The organism is Acinetobacter sp. YH16042 (genome assembly GCF_013417245.1).
Lineage (GTDB): Bacteria > Pseudomonadota > Gammaproteobacteria > Pseudomonadales > Moraxellaceae > Acinetobacter > Acinetobacter amyesii.
The window spans coordinates 1-22,331 of sequence record NZ_VPEJ01000001.1; the positions used below are offsets into that span (position 1 = coordinate 1).

Sequence of the window (22,331 nt, forward strand, 5' to 3'; positions counted from 1 at the left end):
CCAAGGACAGCCTGTTCTAATTCGAAATAAAATCGCTTCAATAAAATTCCGTAAATTTAATTTGAGATAAATATTAAAGTGACGGAAAATAGCAAGTAACTTGGACCAGTGTTGATCATTTAGCATTGTTCGAGGCATAGCGAGTGTAAAATTGGGTTTGGCGATTTAATTTTACTATCTCGCTATTTTTTTAATCAACAAATGTCAACAGACCCTAAACAGGCAGATAGAACGTATCAACAATTTATTCATCAGGCGAAAGATAAGCAACTTTTGATCATAGATTCGAAATTGGATCAGGTTTTAAATAAACTCAAGCAAAATGCAGAGTTTTACCGTCATGGTTCGAGTCAATGGGATTGGCAAGTCAGTGGGAATTTAAATAAAGATTTAAATGCACATGGTTTTCCAAGTGGGAAAATTGTCATTAACACGGGCTTATATTGGAGTTTAAAGCTGACTGAAGATGAATTGGCATTTGTGATGGCGCATGAAATGGCACATGCATTACGTGATCATCATCGTGAGAAGATTTCCTTGCTGTTTGCTAGTCAGGTGGCGATGATTTCTTCGACTGCGGGTATCGGCGCGCTTGAAACTGCGGCCAGTAGTGTGACTGGGCAAGCTGTTTTTTTGCCTAAAGTTTCAAAATTTGAACTAGAAGCAGATGTCCTTGCACTTGATCTGATGTCGAAAGCTGGCTTTGATCCAAATGCAGCATTGAGTTTTTGGCAAAAATATCAGCAGGAAACGGCACGCCGTCAAATGCTTGATGTAAAACCATTGATGACTCAAGACAATATAGATAAGCGTAAGATTTATATTGAAAAATATTTACCTGAAATGCACATTCAATTTCAACAGGCGCAGGCTTTAATGTTGAATAAAAATGCGATAACTCATAGCACATTCTAGGTTTATTGAAACTGATTCCCTGATCAAAATGATTTATATATGTAGTTTTAAAGTCGTGCAATAGCGCTGTTAAATGTGATGTCTATATAAAACAATTCAATGATTCTGTAGCTGTTGTATAAATTATAATCAAGCATGATGAGTGGAATTCATGGTAAAATGATCGGCTTTCATCTTCTTTGATCTTTTTTCAGATCATTCCATCTGCCAGCCGAGAATTGCTAGCCATGTCTACTGCTTATACTATGCAGACTGCGCCAAAAGCGTTGTTTGATTACGACAAATATTGGGCGTCATGTTTTGACCCTGCGCCATTTTTGCCGATGTCACGCGAAGAAATGGATCAACTCGGTTGGGACAGCTGCGACTTTATTTTGGTTTGCGGTGATGCGTATATCGATCATCCGTCATTCTGTTCAGGCATCATCGGTCGAACCCTTGAAGCGCAGGGTTTCCGTGTCGGGATTATTGCTCAGCCAGACTGGACCAATGTAGAAGCGTTCCGTGTATTGGGTAAACCGAATATTGCTTGGGGCGTAACAGCCGGCAATATGGATTCGATGATCAACCGCTATACGGCAGACCGTAAAATCCGTTCGGATGATGCGTATTCTCCAGATAATCAACCGAATAAACGTCCAGACCGTGCAGCAACGGTATATTGCCAGCGTGTGCGTGAAGCATATCCAGATGTGCCTGTATTATTGGGTGGTATTGAAGCCTCGCTGCGCCGTATTGCGCATTATGATTATTGGTCAGATAAAGTCCGCCGTTCAGTATTGATGGACTCGAAAGCCGACCTATTGATGTATGGTAATGGTGAACGTTCAATCACGGAAATCATGCATCGTTTGGCCCGCGGTGAAAAAATCCAAGAGATTACGGATGTCCGCGGTACCGCATTTATTGTGAATAAAAATAACCGGGCTTCAAAAGCGAAGTTTGTTGAAATTGCTTCGAATGATGTCGATGCAATTGGCCGTGTCGATCCGATCATTAACCCTTATGTAATGACCGAAGACCTTGAAGGCTGTGAAATCGAAAAAGGCAAAGACAGCGTTACGCAATATCAAGGCTTCCAAAAAGAAGCGGTAGCAAATCCGATTGTCCGTGAAGGCGATAACTTAGACGCCGATACGCAAATCGTGCAGCTGCAGCCTGCATCAAAAGCCATTAAGCATAAATTGCCGCCGCGTGAATTGGCGGTGATTCGTTTACCTGCCTATGAAGATGTGGCGAATGATCCTGTGCTGTATGCACATGCCAACCGTATTTTGCATTTGGAAACCAATCCAGGCAATGCGCGCGCGATGGTGCAAAAGCATGGTGAACGTGATGTTTGGCTGAATGCGCCGCCGATTCCATTGACTACAGAAGAAATGGATTATGTGTTTGACTTGCCATATGCACGTCTGCCGCATCCAGCTTATGGTGAAGCGCGTTTTCCTGCCTTTGACATGATTAAGTTCTCTGTGAACATTATGCGCGGCTGTTTTGGCGGCTGTACCTTCTGCTCAATTACAGAGCATGAAGGGCGTATCATCCAAAACCGTTCTGAAGAATCGATTTTGCGTGAAGTTGAAAAAATTCGTGATACCGCACCGGGCTTTACTGGGATCATTTCTGACTTAGGCGGCCCAACGGCCAATATGTACCGTTTGGCATGTAAAGATCCTGAGATTGAAAAGAACTGCCGTAAGCCGTCGTGTGTATTCCCGGGTGTATGTCAAAACTTGCACACCGATCATGCACCTTTAACGCAGTTATACCGTAAAGCACGTTCATTGCCGGGGATTAAAAAGATTCTGATCGGTTCCGGTTTACGCTATGACCTTGCGGTGTTAAACCCAGAATATGTCAAAGAATTGGTGACACATCACGTCGGCGGTTACTTGAAGATTGCGCCTGAACATACCGAAAAAGGTCCATTATCGAAGATGATGAAACCGGGGATCGGGACCTATGACCGTTTCAAACAAATGTTTGATCGTTTCAGTAAGGAAGCAGGGAAAGAGCAGTATCTCATTCCTTACTTTATTGCAGCGCATCCGGGTACGACGGACTATGACATGATGAACTTAGCGATTTGGCTGAAGAAGAATGGTTTCCGTGCCGATCAGGTGCAAACCTTCTATCCATCACCAATGGCGACTGCAACGACCATGTATTACACCGGTAAAAACCCGCTGGCTAAAGTGGCGCGTTATACCGAAAATGTCGATATCGTGAAAGGTGAAAAACGCCGCCGTTTGCATAAAGCCTTCTTGCGTTATCATGATCCAAACAACTGGCCATTGCTGCGTGAAGCGCTCAAAGAAATGGGGCGTCAGGATCTGATCGGGAACTCAAAACAGCATTTGATTCCGACGTATCAGCCTGCGGGTAGTGCTGAGGGCCAATACCAATCTGCACGTAAAAAGAACTCAAGCATTGCAGGTGATTCACAAAAACGTACAGGTGAACAAGGCAATCGGACTAAGGCTGCTCAATCGCGTCCTTCGAATACCAAGAAGCGTCCTGAGCGTGGTCAAATCTTGACGCAGCATACTGGTCTGCCGCCGCGTGAAACGGGTGATGCGAAAAAACCTTTTGGCGGTCCGAAACCCAAAGGAAAATCGAAGTCTAAATCACGCGCTTAAAATGGATAGATAAAAAAAGACACTTCGGTGTCTTTTTTTATGGGTGTTATGCTCGGCAGCATAAGAAAGTTTGCATTTTTATATGCTGTTACAAGCTCAATGCCATATGTGTGTCGGTTATCTCAATGAAATACGAGCAAAATTTGACAGCTTATCGGAATAGTCTGACAGTGAGAGGAAATGCACTTGCTGTCGTTTTAGCGAATGATCTAAAGTATCTGTATATAGCAATGGATGCTATTACTCTGAACGAAGTGGCATGTGATGTTTGACGCTTTAAGTTTGCAACTTTTTGTCAGTTTAAATACGTATTGTGTGAAAGTTAGAGTTATTTTTTTTAATAGGAAATTAAAAAAATAATACTGGTTGTATACTTCGTCTTCAAAAGAAGTATGTCAAAAACCAAAAATATAAGAAATATAAAGGATTATGAGATGACTATATACATAGTAATAGGGAGTATTTTACTCTTCTGTGTGCTCATAATGGCTTGGAAAAGTTTAGAAGGTGATTCTAAGCAACAAGATAGCGCATTGAAACAACGTGCTATTTTCAACATTAATGAGCAATTAACCTACACGCGTTTAAAAGAAATTTTGCCTAAGCATACGATCCTTGCGCACGTGTCTTTTGATGCACTGTTGACCACGAAATACTATCGTACGCGGAATAAGTATCGAAATATGGTGGCGGACTTTGTCGTCCTAGATGAACAGCATCAGATCTTGGCGATCGTCGCTTTAGATGATCCAATGGTGCTAAAACGGATGCAGCAGTCGCAATATCAAGATGCTTTGCTCGCTTTGGCAGGCTATCGGGTCATTCGTTATGATGATGTGCCTGAGTACGTTCAATTACGCGAAGATTTCTTGAATGAGCAGCGTGTACAAGCGCCATTTGTGCCGGTTAATGATCTGAAAAAATATCATTTATATTCAGATTTGGAACGTAAAAAGATCAAAATTATTGGATCTTAAGGATTCAAAGAGCCAAGTCTTTTTCAAAAAGCATGTCTTTAGACATGCTTTTTTTATTGTTATTCAGGCTTAATGGTTATTCAGGCTTAACGGCTACGACGGTTAATTCTACCAGTACACGGGGGTCGTATAATTTGGCTTCGACACAAGTCCGTGGTAATGCTTCAATGTCAGACACCCACGCATCCCATACCTCATTGAATGCTGCATAATCCTGTTCAATATCTTTAAGATAAATGGTCACTGACATAATCTGGCTTTTATCTGTGCCGGCATCTGCAAGGAATTGATCAATGATCTCAAATGTTTGCTGTGTTTGTCCTTTGATGTCTAAATCAAGGTCTGTTGCCAATTGACCTGCCAAATGGATCAATTGACCTGAAATAGCGATTTCGGAAAAGCGTTTTGAAACATGCAGGCGTTGGATGGTCATGCGAAATATCCTGAAAGCAAAAAGGTCACTTAATCTTGAGTTTTAGGCATTGTAGTTGCAACCAAAGCCGTCAATAAACAGCCGACAGCAAGGTAGATTGCCACATAATGCCATGAACCATCACCCCAAATCACCAAAGCTGCTGCAATCATTGGGGTAAAGCCACCACCGATAATACTGGCTACTTGATAGCCGACACCTGCGCCACTGTAGCGATAGGCGGTACCAAACAAGGAGGTAAAAATCGGCTGGTGTACACTCACCACCATATCATGGGCAATATTGGCAAGGAAAATTGCACCGACAATAATTAGCCAAGTATTTTGTGCATCAAGGGCCATGAAGAAGGGAAAAGCTGAAAGCGCACCAATCAATCCACCCAGCACGCACATTTTACGATGATCAAATCGATCTGCTAGCCACGCAAAGAGGGGAATGCTGAAGCAGCTAATTGCACCAACCATTAAGGTGATATTGAGGAAGAACTGTTTGTCCATGCCCAATTGAGCGGTGGAATAATTCAGTGCAAAGTTCGTCACCAAATACATGGTGAGTAACTCGGTCAGGCGCAGCGCAATAATGTAAAAAAAGGCTTTGGGGTGTTGGCTAATCGCTTGCAGAATCGGTAATTTTTGCGGCGTTTGTCGAGCTTTGACCACATTGTCGATGAATTCTTGTGATTCGTCTTGATCACGTCGAATCCACATCGCGATAGCCAGCAAGACAATACTGGCAATAAAGGGAATTCGCCATGCCCAATCAGCAAAAGCATCTTCACCCAAAGTGGCAATAATCAACGACACAGCGCCTGTTGCCAGAACGAGTCCGACGCCATAGCCAATTTGTACACCACTGCTGTAAAAGGCTTTTTTGCCTTTCGGGGCATTTTCCACGGCCATCAGGGCAGCGCCGCCCCATTCACCACCGACGGCAAAACCTTGTATTGCCCGAAGTGTTACGAGCAGGATCGGGGCCAACCAACCGATGGCCGCAAAATTGGGTAATAAACCGATACCGACCGTCGAAATCCCCATCAGGATGACGGTGAGCACCAACATTTTTTTCCGACCCAGCTTGTCACCAAAATGTCCAAACACAATGCCGCCTAAGGGGCGGAACAGGAAGCCGACGCCAAAGGTCGCCAAGGCTGCCAAGGTTCCCATATTGTTGCCAATACTGGGGAAAAACTGATCTTTGAAAATGAGTGCGGCAACAATGCCATAAAGTAAAAAATCGTACCAATCGACTACGGCACCAATGAAGCTACTTAATGCGGCTTTACGCGCACGTTGTTCTTGATTTTGTGAAATATTTTGAGGATTTGGAGCAGATTTTGCAGAAGGCATACAGCGGGGTATTCCATGATTGACAACAGAGTTGCCCTGTAATATTCGGATTTGATCGTCACGCCAATCACAGGACAGCATGCTGAAAGTAAAGGTGATTTTCAGCATCTCAGCGCATACACGGATAATGTAGTGCGCTGATAGAGTACTCTAATTTTAGGCTTTGTGAATAGCAAATTGCTTTAAATTTGTTCTTCTGCCTAAATCTTAAGCAAATACGATCTTCTTGAAGTTTTTAGAGCAGCGAAAGTTGTGTTTCTTGGTTTTGCGCACTTAATTGATAGACCCCTACGCCAATCAGGCGAAATTGATCTTCCTCAGAAATATGCATTTCATGCAGTAATTGCTGTAATACCTGCGCAAGGTCTTCACGATGATTCAGTGACGTTTTAAAACTTTTACTGTGCTGTAGCACTTGGAAATTCTTCAGTTTTAATTTGGCCGATACACCGCGCGCGCTTAACTGCTTTTTTTCTAAACTAGACCAAACTTGGTCAATCAGTTTGGGCCAATAGGGCTGACATTGGTTCAGGGTGAGATCATCATCAAAAGTGGTTTCTTTCGAGATCTGCTGACGCTCGCGGCTAGATTGGACCGGTCGTTCATCAATCCCTTGTGCATACAGATAGAGTTGTCGGCCATATTTACCGAAATGATGAATCAGAACGGCTTCTTCAATTTGTTGTAAATCACCCAATGTATTGAGTTGCATGGCTTTTAATTTTTCTTGAGTCACTTTTCCCACACCGGGAATTTTTTTCAGTGCCAAGTCATGGATGAAATGCAAAACTTGAGACGGTTTGATAATACAAATGCCATTGGGTTTGTTCCAATCAGAAGCAACTTTAGCCAAAAATTTATTGGGCGCGACACCTGCGGAGGCAGTTAAACCAGTGCTTTGTAAAATCTCTGCCTGAATTCGCATAGCGACTTCAGTGGCACTCGGAATATGTTGTAAATTTTCTGTGACGTCCAAATAAGCTTCGTCTAAAGATAGCGGCTCAATCAGAGACGTATAGCGTTGAAAAATGGCATGAATTTGCGCCGAAACGGCACGATATTTTTCAAAATTAGGTTCGATCACCACGACCTGTGGGCAGAGTTTACGGGCCTGTGCCATCGACATTGCAGAACGTAAACCAAATTCACGTGCAGGATAAGATGCGGCACAGATGACTGCACGAGGGTGATGTGAAGACACAACAACAGGAAGCTGCTTGAGTTCTGGATGTTCCCGCAGCTCTACTGATGCAAAGAATGCATCCATGTCGATATGTATGATTTTCCTCATGCCTAGTTAGATCAGTGCTTAAAAAATTGAATTTCAGTATCGCACAGTCAATCTAGCGCTTTCCTCAATTTTTTAACTCAAACGACACAGGTTGACTGAGTAAAACCACCTTGGTGTTTTGAGCTGCTGCCGACTGTATCAATAGATTTAGGCTTTGAGGGGTGTCATCGGCAAAGCGAGGCAAAAATTCGAGCTCTGGATTCAGTGGTTTGAAAAAATTATCCCAATGAATTGGAATCACGGTGCTGGGTTGAAGAGTCGCTAAGGTTTCTTTGAAATATTGCTGTTGAAACGCTGTCGTTTGCTTGGAAAGTTGGGCGATGCCTAAAAATAAGGTATCGACTTTTAGTTTTTGCAACTGTTTGGGCACAGCACCTGTACTGGCTTTGACTAAACTGTAATGCGGCCCATGTTGGATGAGATAATCATACGATCCACCTTCTTTAAACTGACTAAAATGTGTAGGGAGTTGCAGTGGCTGCGAAATTTCTCCCCCCAAATCATCATTAACGGCCGTTGGCGGAGTATGTTGCGAGGGGATGGCAGTAATGGTGAATTTACCGATTTGCATCGGCTGCCAAGCTTGAACTTCGTGTAATTGTGATTCAGCGATTGGCATTGCCCGTGCGATATTTAAGGTACTTTTAGAGCCGATAATCATGGCCTTAGGGAGCTGGTGGGCCAACATTGGAATATCGAGCGCATGATCATAATGTGAATGAGTCACGAAAATAGCACGTGTACGTTTTAAGTCGTATTGGTCGATATAGCTGTGTAATAAAGGCTGATCACTTTGGATTTGAGTGAATATGGTCCGACTGAGCGATGGCCGACTAAAGAAGCCATCGATGAGGATTTACTCTTGGCCATCGTCAAACAGTAAGGTCGAAACACCAAAGAATTTTACGTGATAGGGCGCCGCTGAGTGAGTATCTATAGTGCTTTGTGCGGGATGTTGATAATGCCACGTTTTAAACACTGCCAAGGTCCCTGAAGGTTGGATCAAGTAGACCAATATCCCGATGGCGAGGATTATAAAGACTGAAAATATAATAAGAAAAATTTTTAAAATACGCATCCTGCGACTCAGTTTTTATGGATTATTTGCTTCGATGTTGTCCTGAGTCGGTGAATAAATCAACGGGGTTTGAGCGGCGAAACGCCATTTTTGTCTAAAAACTCAGTCCATGCCTTGGCATCACCTGAAAATACATTTAAATCGACAGTGGTCGAGATGCCTTGAATTTGTCCTTGATTGGTATGTTGCCAAATCAGCCATTTCGGATTGTTTTTTAGATCGGGTGGGCCTTTATATTCACGGACCCACAGCGGCGTCTGTTTAAACTCGCCTGCTAAGACAATATTATAAAAAGACTTCGAAGTATAAAAAATCGGTTGTTTGCCATAATGGTGGTGCAAGCGATCATGCATATAAGTGATTTCTTTGAGTAACTGCTCTTTGCTGTAGGTGTTAATGCAGTTGGTGTCATATTCCAAATCAATCACGGGAGGAAGGGCATCGGCTTTTTTCGGCACGGAAGCAATAAAATTTTCCGCCTGAATCTTGCCATCACGGCACAGACGGTAAAAATGATAGGCCCCAACTAAAAAGCCGTTTTCCCGTGCTTGTAACCAGTTATCTTGAAATTTTCGATCTTTAAAATCACCACCCTCTGTGGCTTTGAGATAAACAAATTGGTATTTTTTAGGTGAAATTTTTGACCATTGAATATCTTTTTGATGATGGGAAACATCAAAACCTTTGACGGGATATTCTTCTGCAGATGCAGGGCGATGCGGCATCACGGCTAAATAACCTAATCCAGCCACCACCATGACGCCGCTGATAGCGCTGAGTGCAATAATCGGGCTGTATTTTTTGAGTGAACTTTTAGAGGTACGTGATTTGGCTTTTTTAGGCATGAAAATGTATCCAAGTATCTATTTTATCATAACCCTTTAAGGGCTGATCTGTCATAGATTTGCCCGATGACACAGGTTTAGACATCCACATGTTTAGGAATTTGCCAAAAAATCGCTGCGGTAATCAGGTTAATACAGCCGAGTAAAATCAAGGTGCTATGGAATGCCGTTTCGATTTGTGCAGGACCATAATAGGCCGTAAACACGTTGACTAAAGTCCCTGCCAAAGCCACACCGATACTCATCGACACCATCATAATCATCGACAAGAAACTGTTGCCACTGCTGGCATCTTGCTGAGGTAAATCTTTGAGGGTTAAGGTATTCATCGAAACGAATTGCAGCGAGTTTAAAATACCAAAAATAAAAAAGTGTAAGGCACGTAACCACGTGGGGGTTTCAGCCGTAGAGAGTGCAAAACTGCAAATACAGGCGCCGACCAAGAAGGTATTTACCAATAACACTTTGCGATAGCCAAAGCGTTGAATAATTTGACGAATAATCGGTTTAGATGCCAATGAACCGAGTACAGTCGGTATCATCAATAACCCTGTGATAAAGGGCTCAAAGCCAAAAGCCACTTGTAGCATTAAGGGAATCAAAAATGGCATGGCATTGCCGCCAAGACGGGCAAAGAAGTTGCCGATAATGCCGATGGCATAGATCCGATTTTGAAATAATTTACTGCGAAACAGCGCATTGGCGTGGGTATGTGCATGAAAGGCATAGATCAAACTGGCGATGATGCCTGCTGCGACTAAAAGCAGGCTCCACCATAGCGGCAGATGCGGGCTAGCAAAGTTTTCAATGCCTAACGATAACCCCACCATGGCGACGACCAATAAGACAAAACCCATAAAGTCGAAGCGTTGTACGCTCGGTTCGGTCACATTGGGCATGGCTTTAAAGGTAATGAGTACCCCTAGCAGTCCCATTGGAATGTTAATTAAAAAGATCCAATGCCATGTTGCGACTTCCACCATCCAACCGCCAAGGGTAGGGCCAATTAAGGGGCCAATCAAACCGGCAAGGCTCATCAGACTCATGGCCGATAAAAACTGTGTCCGAGGAATCACTTTGAGCATCGCCAAACGCCCAACAGGTAGCAGTAATGCGCCACCTATGCCCTGAATTACTCGATAAACCAGCAGCTCATTCAGGCTATTGGCCATGCCGCAGCCTAGCGATGCTAACGTAAAAATAATAATGGCTGTGAAATAAGTATTTCGTACGCCAAAACGATCGGCCAACCAACCACTTAAGGGAATACACGCCGCAACGGACAAGACATAGGCCACGACCACACTATGCATTTGTAGCGGGTCTTCGCCCAAACTTCTTGCCATCGCTGGGATTGCTGTATTGACGATGGTCGTATCCAGGCCTTGCATAAAAAAGCCAATAGAGACCAATAGCACTAGAAGTCTAAATTTGGGTTGTAAAGCCTGATGCGTTGGCGTGCTATTCATAAGTCAATAAAGCTGAGATTTTTAAACAGTTTAAATGAATATTGCCATTCGGATGTAGTAAAAGCTTTGCATAATTGAGCCAAAAAATTGCAAGAAAAATGCAATGAAAGTTTAATCTCTATGCAATCTAATGTTTATAACTTGGTCATATTTAAATAAAAGACGAATGAAAACATGAAACTACAAGTTTCGGTACTGATGTGGTTAAACAAGGCGATGTGGGACCTGAAGATCTGATTTTTATTGCCGCCAAAGATTCGCCCAATGCTCAACCTTTGTTGGTGGTTAGAAATGAAGTGAACGGTAGCACTGCGGTTTATCAGATTAAATTGAAATAATTAAATTTTAAATTTTTGTTTTATTTAAAGTTTTTATTTTGATGTCGAGAAAAGCACGGCACAAAATTGTATGAACGCCAGATAAACTGTCATAATGCGCTCAAGTCCTTCATTTATTGGAGGGCTTTTTCTTTATGGCAAAGGTGTTTTGTTTTCATGACAATCGAAATTCTGATGGTCATAGGCTTCTGTCTCGCGGCCTATTCTATTGTCGGTAATGATGTGCCACAGACATTGGGAACCTTTATTTCATCCAATGCGCATCGCCCTTGGTGGCTGTTGTGGATCTATGTCAGCAGTATTTTAGCTATTGTATTGGTTTATGGTTGGTATAGTTCTGGTGTGGGGGATGCATCTTATGGTCGTTTAGAAACGATTCCATTTCCCGCAGAAGGGGTCACGTGGCTCTATATTGTGCCACCGATCTTACTGATCATTTTGACTCGCTACGGAATTCCGGTCAGCACCACATTCTTAGTGTTAACGATTTTCTCTCCGAGTAGTCTTGGGTCGATGTTAACTAAGTCGATGATGGGTTATGCGGTAGCTTTTGTTGTCGCGATTATTATTTACCGTTTTGTGATTAAAGGCATCTCGGTTTATTTCAGTAAAACACGTGATGAAACACCCTCGAATATTTGGGTGGGACTACAGTGGGTTTCGACGGCATTTTTATGGAGTCAGTGGCTGATTCAGGATTTGGCCAATATTTTTGTCTACGTCCCTCGTCAGGTGCCGCTGGAGTTCCTGATTTTTGCAATTGTGGTGTTTATCGTACTGCTTGGGATCATTTTGTACCAACGTGGTGGGGCGATTCAGGGCATTATCGACACCAAAACGGGTGTGGCTGATATCCGCTCGGCAACCATTATCGACTTTATGTATGCCTTGATTTTATTGGTGTTCAAAGAGTGGAGTAATATTCCAATGAGTACCACTTGGGTGTTCTTGGGTTTACTCGCAGGACGTGAATTTGCCATGTCCATGCATTTACATGAAGTGAATAAATATCGAACTTCACGAAATGTCAGCAAAGATGCGATGAAATTGATGCTTGGTTTATTGATGAGTATTTTCTTAGCGACAACCTTGCCATGGTTCTATCGTGTGGTGTCCGGTTAAGTCGGCACGATCTCGATTTGAATTAGGACATCGAGCAATAAAAAAAAGGGGAATACTTTATTCCCCTTTTTGACATCTAAAATACAGTTAGACCACGAAATTTTTTGGGCAATCTAAATTTTTCAGTGCACTAAAGATTTGCTTCGATGAATTACACACGATCAGTTTGGCACGATGCTGGGGCGGCAAGAAACCTTCAGCGACCGCATGGTCTAATTGTGCAATCAGTGCATCATAGAAGCCATTGACGTTATACAGCATCATCGGTTTTTGGTGTTGATTCAACTGCCCCCAAGTGGCGATTTCTAAAATTTCTTCGAATGTGCCAAGACCACCGGGCAGGGCAACAAAGGCACTGGCACGTTCTGCCATCATGGCTTTACGCTCATGCATACTGCGCACGACGTGTAGTTCAGTCAAATGATTATGTGCAATTTCATAATCCAACATAAACTCAGGAATCACACCAACGGCTTCGCCGCCATGTTCGACCACAGCGTCAGCGACTTGACCCATCAGGCCAATACTGGCGCCACCATAGACCAGACCAAAACCATGTTCAGCCAAGCCTTGCGCCAATGCGATGGCTTTTTCTTGATAAATTGGATTGTTCCCAGAGCGGGAGCCGCAATACAGTGCGATTAAAGGTTGTGTTGTAGCAGGAGAAGGATTACCACGTTTTTCTGTCATTTTTAATCCGCTATTCATTACGTTTTAATTTTACCTTAGCATGTTATTTTTTATGACACTACATTGGCAGCTAAATATGACAATTTAATGTCATCACTGGGTTTAAATTCTTCCATACTGAGATTGTACTTTGGTAAAAAAGGGTGAATTTTTACCTTAACTTGCTATACTTAAAACTTCATTTCAAGCTAAAGAACCGTCATGGGTAGTGGTTGTTGTCACTCAGCACACATCAAAATATTAGAAAGAACGCCATTAAAAGCGTTTGCGCATGTCCAATGCATTTCATCTTCAAATCAGCATGATCTACGTGTGAATAACATTCAGGAGATACAACCATGATCTTTGAATGGATGTCCGACCCATCTGCATGGGTGGGTTTATTGACACTGGTGGTGCTTGAGATTGTTTTAGGTATCGATAACCTGGTATTTATTGCGATTCTTGCGGAAAAATTACCGCCAGAACAGCGTAATACTGCACGGATTGTCGGCTTATTGCTTGCACTGTGTATGCGATTGATCTTACTGGCCTCGATTGCATGGGTGGTGACTCTAACCAACCCACTGTTCCATATTTTCGACCATCCATTTTCCGGTCGAGATCTAATTTTACTGTTTGGTGGGGTGTTCTTGCTATTTAAAGGCACCATGGAACTGCGTGAACGTCTTGAAAACAAGCCTATGCTAAAGGAAGAAAATCCTGTGCATGCGACGTTTTGGATGGTGATTGTGCAGATTGTGGTGCTCGATGCCGTGTTCTCGCTCGATAGCGTGATTACCGCTGTCGGGATGGTGAAACACCTTTCTGTCATGATGATTGCGGTCATTATTGCTGTCGGCATTATGCTGTGGGCATCTAAACCACTGATGAACTTCGTGAACCGTCACCCAACGGTGGTGATTCTGTGCCTGTGCTTCTTGATGATGATTGGTTTCTCGCTCTTGGTCGAAGGCTTTGGTTTCCATATTCCAAAAGGTTACTTATACGCGGCCATTGGTTTCTCTGTCATGATTGAGTTCTTGAACCAAACCATGCGTCATAATCAGGAAAAAATGGTGACAACCACAGACTTACGTTATCGCACAGCCTCAGCAGTGATGCGTATGCTCGGTGGGAAAAATGTTGCAGACAATCAAAATGAAAATGAAGATGTGCTTGCAACACGTGCTTTTGCTGATGAAGTCTTTGATGAAGACAACGGGGTTTACCACAGTGTCATGGTACAAGGGGTACTGGGTTTATCTGAGCGTCCAGTAAAGTCCGTGATGACACCTCGTCCTGAACTGGAATGGATTGATTTAGATGAAGAACCTGAGGCGATTCGTGCTCAATTACTCAGTACCACGCATTCACGTTTAATTGTGGCACATGGTGAGCTTGACAATATTGCGGGTGCGGTACTGACTCATAAAGTCATGAATGACTATATTGAAACAGGCGTACTCGATTTCGAAAAACATCTCCGTGAGCCTGTGGTGGTGCATGAAAATGCTCAAGTTTTGATGGTGATGGAACAGCTACGTCAAGCACCGTTGCAAATGGCTTTGGTGTTGAACGAATACGGTTCAATTGAAGGGATTGCAACACCGATTGATGTCTTAGAAGCGATTGCTGGTGAGTTCCCTGATGAAGATGAACCAGAGACGGCAGCAGAAAGTCTCGATGATGGTTCATTGTTACTCGATGGCTCAACCGACATTCGTCATGTGTCTTTATTGTTAGGTCGTGACTTGGTGGATGATGCTGAACAGTATTCAACTCTGTCCGGATATATCTTATTCCATTTGGGCCGTTTACCAGCCAATGGTGAAAAATTCAAAGCAGATGAACACATCTTTGAAGTGGTCACGATGGATGGTCATAAGATTGAAAAAGTGCATGTCATTCCCATGCCAACTGAAGATTAAGTTGCGTATCGGGGGGTAATCTATATAGATCACTGATGTTACGCACGTAAAAGTAATTACGCATTTTTAAAATGATTTTTAAGTCTATTCGACGGAGTCTTACATCTAGGGTTTAAATAAAGGGATTAGCCTTCGGCTGGAGGTACTTTTGTTTCGGCAAAAGTACCCAAAACCATTGTCATCCGCAAAACTCGTTCACTACCGTCAAATTATTCAAAGCATTGCAAAAACATTTTTGATTAGAAGTAGTCCTGTCTCAAACACTTGCGGATGACCTTACCGTGTATCATTCTTTTATTTGAATCGATACGGATCTACTGATGAAAATTGTGTGGAAAGATCCGTTAAAATAGCCTGCATTGTCAGGCTATTTTTTATGGAAACAAATATGTCACAAGTCCAGTGTCCATGTGGCAAAGGTGAGTATGGTAGCTGTTGTCAGCCCTTACATACGGGGCGTGAAAATGCACAGACTGCAGAGCAATTGATGCGTTCACGTTATAGTGCATTTGCACAACATGAGATTGATTATATTGTACAAACAACTGCAATTGGACAGCAGCAAGCTTTGGATGTGAGTGCTATTGCAGCGTGGAGTCAGGCCAATCAGTGGTTAAAGCTTGAGGTGGTACAAGCCCAAGAAAAACTCGATAAAAACCATGCTCAAGTTGAATTTAAAGCGCATTATCACGATGGGCAGCAAGCGCAGGTACATCATGAAATTTCACACTTTGTGAAGTTCGAGCAACGCTGGTATTTCCTTGATCCGACCACAGAGATGCAAATCACCATGAAGCAGCCGTGTATTTGTGGTTCTGGACGAAAATTTAAACAATGTTGTGCGCAATTTTTATAACATTTGAGCAGATTTAGCTTAGAATAGCGCGCATCTCAACCCTCAGTGGAAGAAGGGCGATGTTACTTACCGTTATTTATATTATCGCAATCACGGCAGAAGCAATGACAGGTGCATTGTCTGCGGGTCGGCGGAGTATGGACTGGTTTGGGGTAACATTGATTGCCTGTGTCACGGCACTGGGGGGCGGTTCGGTTCGTGATGTGCTACTTGGGCACTATCCACTGACGTGGGTTAAGCATCCTGAATATCTCATGCTGACCTGCTTTGCTGCATTTGTCACCATCCTGATTGCAAAGTGGATGCGTCATCTGCGTAATATCTTCTTGGTTCTCGATGCCTTGGGTCTCATTGGTTTTACCATCATTGGCTGTCAAATCGCTTTAGAAATGGGACATGGTTTTGTCGTTTCTGCGGTAGCAGGGGTACTAACGGGCGTCTCTGGCGGTATTTTACGAGACATCCTGTGTAACGATGTCCCGCTGGTGTTCCGTCGTGAACTTTATGCCAGTATTTCTTTTGTGTCCGTGATTTGTTATTGGCTCTGCATTGAGATTGGCTTATCGCTAGAATTGACCGTCATTGCGACGCTCATTTTCGGTTTCACCTTACGTCTGATCGCCATTTACTTTGGCTTAGAAATGCCTAAATTTATTTATAAAGATGATGATGATCAGTCAGTATCTTCAAAAGATTTGTCATAGCCGCGTTGCTATAACATCACATTAAAATGCTGAAAAGGCGGATCAATGGTCGGTCTTTTGCATGGATCTATACTAAAAAACGCAAAATCATACATCCTGTTGGGAAAGCAGTGTTCATCCTTCCACCAGTTCAGAGATCTTGTTATGGACTTAGTCTCACGTATACAACGCTTACCCATCGGTAAGTTTCACTACACTTTACTTTGGGTTATTGGCCTTGGCTGGATGTTTGATGCCATGGATACGGGACTCATTTCCTTTATCTTAGCGAAAATGGCTGAAGATTGGGCCATGACGCCAAATGATAAAAGTTGGGTGGTCTCGATTGGTTTTGTTGGGATGGCGATTGGTGCGGTGTTTTCTGGTGGACTAGCAGACCGCTTCGGCCGAAAAACAGTGTTTGCATGGACATTGGTGATTTATAGCTTAGCCACCGCTGCATGTGCGTTTGCACCTAATCTAACTTGGTTGTTGGTATTTCGTTTTATTGTCGGCTTAGGTTTAGGGGGGCAACTCCCTGTCGCGGTGACTTTAGTCAGTGAATATATTCCAGCGCATGTACGTGGACGTTTTATTGTCTTACTGGAAAGTTTTTGGGGACTGGGCTGGTTGGTTGCTGCATTGGTCTCACGCTTTATTATTCCTGATTTTGGTTGGCATGCAGCGTTCCTAATTGGCGGTATTCCTGCGTTATATGCGATCGTGATTTGGAAAATGGTGCCCGAATCGGTGCCTTATTTAATTAACCGTGGACGTTTTGATGAAGCACATGCATTGGTGAAAAAGATTGAAGCCAAATGTGGTGTAGAAGTTGTTGAAATCTTTGAAGTCAAACCAGTTGCAGAAAAGCACAACATCAGTTTTTCACAGCTTTGGTCAGGCATTTTTGCACGTCGTACTTTAATGCTGTGGCTCATTTGGTTCGGTATCGTTTTTTCTTACTATGGCATTTTTACGTGGTTACCAAGTTTATTGGTCAAAGAAGGCTACACCATTGTTCAATCCTTTGAATATGTCTTGGTCATGATTTTGGCACAATTGCCGGGTTATATTGCAGCGGCATGGTTGGTCGAAAAATTGGGTCGTAAAGCTACTTTGGCGGGCTTCATTGGGATGTGTGCCATTTCGGCATATTTCTTCGGTCAGTCTGGCAGTGTGACAGAGATTGTGATTTGGGGCTGTTTAATGTCTTTCTTTAATCTCGGTGCTTGGGGCGTACTTTATACCTATACACCAGAACAATATCCGGCCAATATTCGTGCCTTTGGTTCGGGCTGGGCGGGTGCCATTGGTCGGATTGGGGGCATTGCAGCACCTTTTGCCGTGACACATATGATGGATATGGATCATGGTTTTAGCTATGTCTTTATGATGTTTACAGCAGTCTTAATTGCAGTTGCCGTGGTGATTTTGGTTTTAGGTGAAGAAACTAAGGGCAAAACTTTAGAATCCATCGGTCTATAAAGACTGTTGAATTTTTAGTTGATCATGGTGAATAAAATGGATATTTTTACGCCATAAGACACAATTTGTCGCAGAGTGTTAGATCATCCCCTTGTATAGGGGACACCTGCGACATAGCATAAGAACCCAATAAAGAACGAACAATTTAGGATTACAGGTTGTTATGACAAGCCTTGCGCATCATGCGACAGAAAACCGTTCCGTAGCAGAATTTACCGAACAAGCATATCTCAACTACGCCATGTACGTGATTATGGATCGTGCATTGCCACATATCAGTGATGGTTTAAAACCCGTTCAGCGTCGTATCGTCTATGCGATGAGCGAACTCGGGCTAAAGCCAACGGGTAAGCCAAAAAAATCTGCACGTACGGTTGGTGATGTACTGGGTAAATACCATCCTCACGGTGACTTAGCTTGTTATGAAGCCATGGTCCTCATGGCGCAGCCGTTTAGTTATCGCTATCCATTTATTGAAGGTCAGGGAAACTGGGGCTCACCAGATGATCCGAAATCCTTCGCAGCAATGCGATATACCGAAGCAAAACTGTCTGCTTATAGTGATTTATTATTGTCTGAGTTAGGACAAGGGACTTGTGATTGGCAGGATAACTTTGATGGCTCGATGAAAGAGCCGGTGAATTTACCCGCACGTGTACCGAATATTTTACTCAACGGCACAACGGGTATTGCAGTGGGTATGGCAACCGATATTCCACCGCATAACTTACGTGAAGTGGTGAAGGGTACCATCGCCTTAATTCGCAATCCTAATTTAACCGATGAAAAAGTCGCAGAATATATTCCTGCACCTGATTTGCCGACACGTGCTGAAATTATTACCTCTCCAGAAGAATTACTTAAAATTCAAACCACGGGTCGCGGTAGTTATCGAACTCGTGCAGTGTACAGCATTGAGAAAAATGAAATCGTGATTACGGAGCTGCCGTATCAGGTTTCAGGCTCAAAAGTGATCACGCAGATTGCAGATCAAATGCAGGCGAAGAAGTTGCCATTGGTCACGGACTTACGTGATGAGTCAGATCATAAAAACCCAACACGTTTAGTGATTGTCCTGCGCTCAAACCGTATTGATGCTGAATCGGTGATGAGCCATCTATTTGCAACCACCGACTTAGAGTCGAGCTATCGTGTCAATATGAACATGATTGGCGCAGACGGTCGTCCGCAAGTGAAATCGATCCGCCGTATTTTGTTGGAATGGATTGAAATCCGTAAAAATACCGTAACACGTCGTTTGACTTATCATCTGAATAAAATTGAAAAACGATTACATATACTTGCAGGCTTGATCATTGCTTATCTGAATATTGATGAAGTGATTCGTATTATTCGAGAAGAAGATCAGCCTAAACCGGTGTTAATGACGCATTTTAATATCGATGAAATTCAAGCCGAAGCCATTTTAGAACTCAAGTTACGTCATTTGGCAAAACTTGAAGAAATGGAAATGCGCCGTGAACAAGAAGAACTGGAAGCCAAAGCTGCCATAATTCGTGAACAATTGGCGAATCCTGAATCATTAAAAGCCTTGATCATTAATGAACTGAAAGAAGATGCGAAGAAATTTGGTGATGACCGCCGTTCTCCAATTGTGAAACGTGCAGAAGCCCATGCGATTAATGAACAAGATATGCTTCCTGCAGATCCTGTGACTGTGGTGTTGTCTGAAGCGGGTTGGATTCGCTCGGCGAAAGGGCATGAAGTCGATGCTGAGAACTTAAATTTCCGTGCAGGTGACCAATATCTCAGCCATGCGCAAGGTAAATCGAATCAACGTGTGTATGTATTAGATGATGCCGGACGAAGCTATGCTTTGGGCATCAATACCTTGCCATCCGCGCGTGGTTTAGGTGAGCCTCTGAGTTCTAAACTTGCACCTGCAAGTGGTGTCGGCTTTAAACAAGTGTTTATTGCCGAAGATGAAACAGAAGTCTTGGCGATGAGTAGTAAAGGCTATGGCTTTAAAACCCAAGCCAAAAACCTCGATACCAATGCAAAAGCGGGTAAAGCTTTCCTTAGTTTATCTGAAGGCGCGGCGGTCATGAATTTAACGGCGATTGAGAATGCAACACATCTTGCACTCCTCAGTTCTGCGGGTCGTTTGCTGTTGGTTGAACTTGATGAATTACCAGTATTGAATAAGGGTAAAGGTAATAAATTGATACAACTTGAGGCAAAAGATCAAATTGTATCCATGACAACTTTGAATTTAGATGAAATAATTCAAGTGCTTGCAGGAAATCAACAATTAAAGCTTAAAGGCGACGATCTGCAAAAATATGTGGGCAAACGTGCATCGAAAGGTGTGTTGTTACCACGTGGATATCAAAAAGCAAATAAACTGTTCATTCAAAGATAATACTAGCATCCATGGAACGAAATACGTTATATATGCTGTTATTCGTGAAATGGATGCAATATTAAGCACAAACAAGTTAAATAATGACCGCTTAATATTGAAAAAAAACAGTTGGATTATTAAGGATTACGACAGGAGAATTGGGCGTTATGGAAAAGATTTGGTTCGCTGAATACCAAAAGACAGGGATTCCAGAAACTGTAGAATTACCCGCAGAAAATACCTCATTGGTCGATATTTTTGAGCGTAATTTTCAGAAGTTTGGTTCAAGAGATGCCTTTATCTTCATGGATAAAGTCTTAACTTTTAAAGAACTTGATGAAGCTAGCCGTAAATTTGCAACTTATTTGCAAAGCTTAGGTTTGGCTAAAGGTTCACGCGTTGCAGTCATGATGCCGAACGTTCTTCAATATCCTGTTGTCGCATTGGGTGTATTCCGCGCTGGCCTGGTATTGGTCAATGTGAATCCACTGTATACCTCTCGTGAACTTGAGCATCAATTGAATGACTCTGGAACAGAAGCTCTTGTTATTATTGAAAACTTTGCATCTGTTTACCAAGCGATTATTGGTAAAACCCCAGTAAAACACGTGATCGTGGCATCTGTGGGCGACATGCTCGGTACACTGAAAGGTACATTGGTTAACTTTGTATTACGTTCAGTACGTAAACAAATTCCAGCTTGGAACATTCCAGGTCATATTCGCTTTAATGCAGCAATGTCTAAAGTGAGTGCAAACAATTACAAACGTCCAAACTTAACTCTAAGTGATACTGCAGTACTTCAATATACTGGTGGTACAACTGGCGTATCTAAAGGCGCAGAATTGACACATCGTAACCTTGTGTCAAACATGTTGCAGTGTGATGGTATTTTCCAAAGTAAATTTGGTCAGCAAGATGGTCAGCCAGATGATCGTATCTTCTGTGCATTACCGCTGTATCACATCTTTGCATTTATGGTGTGTGCACTTTACGGTATGTACAAAGGTCAGGCAAACGTATTGATTCCTAACCCGCGTGACCTACCTGCGGTAATGAAAGAATTACGTAAATACCAACCTTCATTCTTTCCAGCAGTGAACACTTTGTTTAATGCTTTGGTGAACAATGAAGAGTTCAAGCAACTTGACCACAGTAAGCTAAAAATGGCGATGGGTGGTGGTATGGCAGTACTTCCTTCGACTGCAGAAGCGTGGAAGAAAGTTACCGGTACCAATATCATCGAAGGTTATGGTTTATCAGAAACTTCACCTGTTGCAACTGCAAACCCTCCAGCATCAATGGAATTCAGCGGTACGATTGGTATTCCATTGCCACTGACTGAAGTTGCTATTTTAGATGATGATGGCAATGAAGTTGCTCAAGGTGAGCAAGGTGAAATTTCGATTCGTGGTCCTCAAGTCATGAAAGGCTATTGGAACCGTCCAGATGAAACTGCCAAAGTAATGACGGCGGACGGTTTCTTCCGTACTGGTGACATTGGTGTCATGGATCCACGCGGTTATGTGAAGATTGTAGACCGTAAAAAAGACATGATTTTGGTGTCTGGCTTCAATGTTTATCCTTCTGAAATTGAAGAAGTTGTTGCAAAACATCCAAAAGTACTAGAAGTTGCTGCGATTGGTGTTCCTGATGAAAAATCAGGTGAAGTACCTAAATTATTCGTTGTGAAAAAAGATCCATCTTTAACGACTGAAGAAGTTTTGGCATTCGCAAAAGAAAACTTAACTGGCTATAAACGCCCACGTTATGTTGAATTTATGGATGAATTACCAAAATCGAATGTTGGTAAGATTCTACGTAAAGATTTGCGTAAAACAGCATAATATAATGCATAAAAAAAGCGCCTTCAGGCGCTTTTTTTATCG

At 42.8% G+C, this 22,331-nt stretch carries 17 protein-coding genes and 2 pseudogenes; 11 read left to right on the forward strand and 8 right to left on the reverse strand.

The features are described from left to right. Window positions 1-138 (reverse strand): annotated as a pseudogene (locus FTV37_RS00005) (IS5/IS1182 family transposase); the annotation flags it as partial. A 63-nt stretch (window positions 139-201) separates the two neighbouring features. On the opposite strand from FTV37_RS00005, the gene FTV37_RS00010 reads away from it, so the two are divergent. The 3 genes from FTV37_RS00010 (at window position 202) to FTV37_RS00020 (ending at window position 4,531) form a co-directional block, all read left to right on the forward strand. Next, complete coding sequence (locus tag FTV37_RS00010; protein WP_180062761.1) at window positions 202-915, forward strand: M48 family metallopeptidase; 714 nt, start codon at window positions 202-204, stop codon at window positions 913-915. 227 nt (window positions 916-1,142) lie between these two features. Further along, on the forward strand, window positions 1,143-3,554 hold the full coding sequence (locus FTV37_RS00015) for a YgiQ family radical SAM protein (protein WP_180026509.1): 2,412 nt from the start codon (window positions 1,143-1,145) through the stop codon (window positions 3,552-3,554). 434 nt (window positions 3,555-3,988) lie between these two features. Further along, entirely contained in the window at window positions 3,989-4,531 is a 543-nt protein-coding gene (locus FTV37_RS00020) for a DUF2726 domain-containing protein (RefSeq protein WP_078189487.1), read from the forward strand. A gap of 76 nt (window positions 4,532-4,607) precedes the next feature. Here the strand turns inward: FTV37_RS00020 and FTV37_RS00025 are convergent, their stop codons facing one another. From FTV37_RS00025 to mdtD, 6 genes and pseudogenes are all read right to left on the reverse strand, one after another. Then, window positions 4,608-4,964, reverse strand: coding sequence for a RidA family protein (locus tag FTV37_RS00025; protein WP_180005213.1), 357 nt, complete (start codon window positions 4,962-4,964; stop codon window positions 4,608-4,610). 29 nt (window positions 4,965-4,993) lie between these two features. Continuing rightward, window positions 4,994-6,310: a shikimate transporter gene (gene shiA / locus FTV37_RS00030; RefSeq protein ID WP_180062878.1), complete on the reverse strand. Its 1,317-nt coding sequence runs from the start codon at window positions 6,308-6,310 to the stop codon at window positions 4,994-4,996. A 235-nt stretch (window positions 6,311-6,545) separates the two neighbouring features. Then, window positions 6,546-7,601 carry a DNA polymerase IV gene (dinB, locus tag FTV37_RS00035; RefSeq protein WP_180062762.1) on the reverse strand — a complete coding sequence of 352 codons (1,056 nt, stop codon included), beginning with the start codon at window positions 7,599-7,601 and terminating at the stop codon, window positions 6,546-6,548. 64 nt (window positions 7,602-7,665) lie between these two features. Continuing rightward, window positions 7,666-8,679, reverse strand: a pseudogene (locus FTV37_RS00040) (MBL fold metallo-hydrolase). A gap of 59 nt (window positions 8,680-8,738) precedes the next feature. Further along, entirely contained in the window at window positions 8,739-9,524 is a 786-nt protein-coding gene (locus tag FTV37_RS00045; protein WP_180062763.1) for a GH25 family lysozyme, read from the reverse strand. A gap of 77 nt (window positions 9,525-9,601) precedes the next feature. Continuing rightward, a complete protein-coding gene (mdtD, locus tag FTV37_RS00050) occupies window positions 9,602-10,993 on the reverse strand; it encodes a multidrug transporter subunit MdtD (protein ID WP_180062764.1) in 1,392 nt (463 codons plus the stop codon). 200 nt (window positions 10,994-11,193) lie between these two features. On the opposite strand from mdtD, the gene FTV37_RS00055 reads away from it, so the two are divergent. Next, a complete protein-coding gene (locus FTV37_RS00055; RefSeq protein ID WP_180005189.1) occupies window positions 11,194-11,331 on the forward strand; it encodes a hypothetical protein in 138 nt (45 codons plus the stop codon). Window positions 11,332-11,487: 156 nt separating this feature from the next. Beyond that, window positions 11,488-12,453 carry a hypothetical protein gene (locus FTV37_RS00060; RefSeq protein ID WP_111884840.1) on the forward strand — a complete coding sequence of 322 codons (966 nt, stop codon included), beginning with the start codon at window positions 11,488-11,490 and terminating at the stop codon, window positions 12,451-12,453. A gap of 87 nt (window positions 12,454-12,540) precedes the next feature. On the opposite strand, the gene FTV37_RS00065 is transcribed toward FTV37_RS00060, so the two are convergent. Further along, entirely contained in the window at window positions 12,541-13,161 is a 621-nt protein-coding gene (locus tag FTV37_RS00065; RefSeq protein ID WP_078189478.1) for a TIGR00730 family Rossman fold protein, read from the reverse strand. Window positions 13,162-13,481: 320 nt separating this feature from the next. Here FTV37_RS00065 and FTV37_RS00070 point away from each other — a divergent pair, with 320 nt between their 5' ends. The 6 genes from FTV37_RS00070 to FTV37_RS00095 all read left to right on the forward strand — a co-directional run bounded on the left by FTV37_RS00070 (window position 13,482) and on the right by FTV37_RS00095 (window position 22,289). Continuing rightward, window positions 13,482-15,053, forward strand: coding sequence for a TerC family protein (locus FTV37_RS00070; RefSeq protein ID WP_078192606.1), 1,572 nt, complete (start codon window positions 13,482-13,484; stop codon window positions 15,051-15,053). Window positions 15,054-15,441: 388 nt separating this feature from the next. Next, on the forward strand, window positions 15,442-15,909 hold the full coding sequence (locus tag FTV37_RS00075; RefSeq protein WP_180062765.1) for a YchJ family protein: 468 nt from the start codon (window positions 15,442-15,444) through the stop codon (window positions 15,907-15,909). Window positions 15,910-15,968: 59 nt separating this feature from the next. Then, on the forward strand, window positions 15,969-16,613 hold the full coding sequence (locus tag FTV37_RS00080) for a trimeric intracellular cation channel family protein (protein WP_078189475.1): 645 nt from the start codon (window positions 15,969-15,971) through the stop codon (window positions 16,611-16,613). A gap of 144 nt (window positions 16,614-16,757) precedes the next feature. Then, entirely contained in the window at window positions 16,758-18,077 is a 1,320-nt protein-coding gene (locus tag FTV37_RS00085; RefSeq protein ID WP_078189474.1) for an MFS transporter, read from the forward strand. Window positions 18,078-18,240: 163 nt separating this feature from the next. After that, window positions 18,241-20,460, forward strand: a complete 2,220-nt coding sequence (gene parC, locus FTV37_RS00090; RefSeq protein WP_180005204.1) for a DNA topoisomerase IV subunit A — start codon at window positions 18,241-18,243, stop codon at window positions 20,458-20,460. Between the two features lie 149 nt (window positions 20,461-20,609). Then, window positions 20,610-22,289 (forward strand): long-chain-fatty-acid--CoA ligase, encoded by a 1,680-nt coding sequence (locus FTV37_RS00095; RefSeq protein ID WP_180008091.1) that lies wholly within the window; start codon window positions 20,610-20,612, stop codon window positions 22,287-22,289. Window positions 22,290-22,331 lie beyond the last annotated feature (42 nt).

Bases quoted from the DNA above. Each gene is read 5' to 3' on its own strand.
- FTV37_RS00095 (WP_180008091.1), top strand. From the start codon at position 20,610: ATGGAAAAGATTTGGTTCGCTGAATACCAAAAGACAGGGATTCCAGAA.
- FTV37_RS00015 (WP_180026509.1), top strand. From the start codon at position 1,143: ATGTCTACTGCTTATACTATGCAGACTGCGCCAAAAGCGTTGTTTGAT.
- mdtD (WP_180062764.1), bottom strand. From the start codon at position 10,993: ATGAATAGCACGCCAACGCATCAGGCTTTACAACCCAAATTTAGACTT.
- FTV37_RS00010 (WP_180062761.1), top strand. From the start codon at position 202: ATGTCAACAGACCCTAAACAGGCAGATAGAACGTATCAACAATTTATT.
- shiA (WP_180062878.1), bottom strand. From the start codon at position 6,310: ATGCCTTCTGCAAAATCTGCTCCAAATCCTCAAAATATTTCACAAAAT.
- FTV37_RS00065 (WP_078189478.1), bottom strand. From the start codon at position 13,161: ATGAATAGCGGATTAAAAATGACAGAAAAACGTGGTAATCCTTCTCCT.
- FTV37_RS00080 (WP_078189475.1), top strand. From the start codon at position 15,969: ATGTTACTTACCGTTATTTATATTATCGCAATCACGGCAGAAGCAATG.
- FTV37_RS00060 (WP_111884840.1), top strand. From the start codon at position 11,488: ATGACAATCGAAATTCTGATGGTCATAGGCTTCTGTCTCGCGGCCTAT.
- FTV37_RS00075 (WP_180062765.1), top strand. From the start codon at position 15,442: ATGTCACAAGTCCAGTGTCCATGTGGCAAAGGTGAGTATGGTAGCTGT.
- FTV37_RS00025 (WP_180005213.1), bottom strand. From the start codon at position 4,964: ATGACCATCCAACGCCTGCATGTTTCAAAACGCTTTTCCGAAATCGCT.
- FTV37_RS00070 (WP_078192606.1), top strand. From the start codon at position 13,482: ATGATCTTTGAATGGATGTCCGACCCATCTGCATGGGTGGGTTTATTG.
- FTV37_RS00085 (WP_078189474.1), top strand. From the start codon at position 16,758: ATGGACTTAGTCTCACGTATACAACGCTTACCCATCGGTAAGTTTCAC.
- dinB (WP_180062762.1), bottom strand. From the start codon at position 7,601: ATGAGGAAAATCATACATATCGACATGGATGCATTCTTTGCATCAGTA.
- FTV37_RS00045 (WP_180062763.1), bottom strand. From the start codon at position 9,524: ATGCCTAAAAAAGCCAAATCACGTACCTCTAAAAGTTCACTCAAAAAA.
- parC (WP_180005204.1), top strand. From the start codon at position 18,241: ATGACAAGCCTTGCGCATCATGCGACAGAAAACCGTTCCGTAGCAGAA.
- FTV37_RS00020 (WP_078189487.1), top strand. From the start codon at position 3,989: ATGACTATATACATAGTAATAGGGAGTATTTTACTCTTCTGTGTGCTC.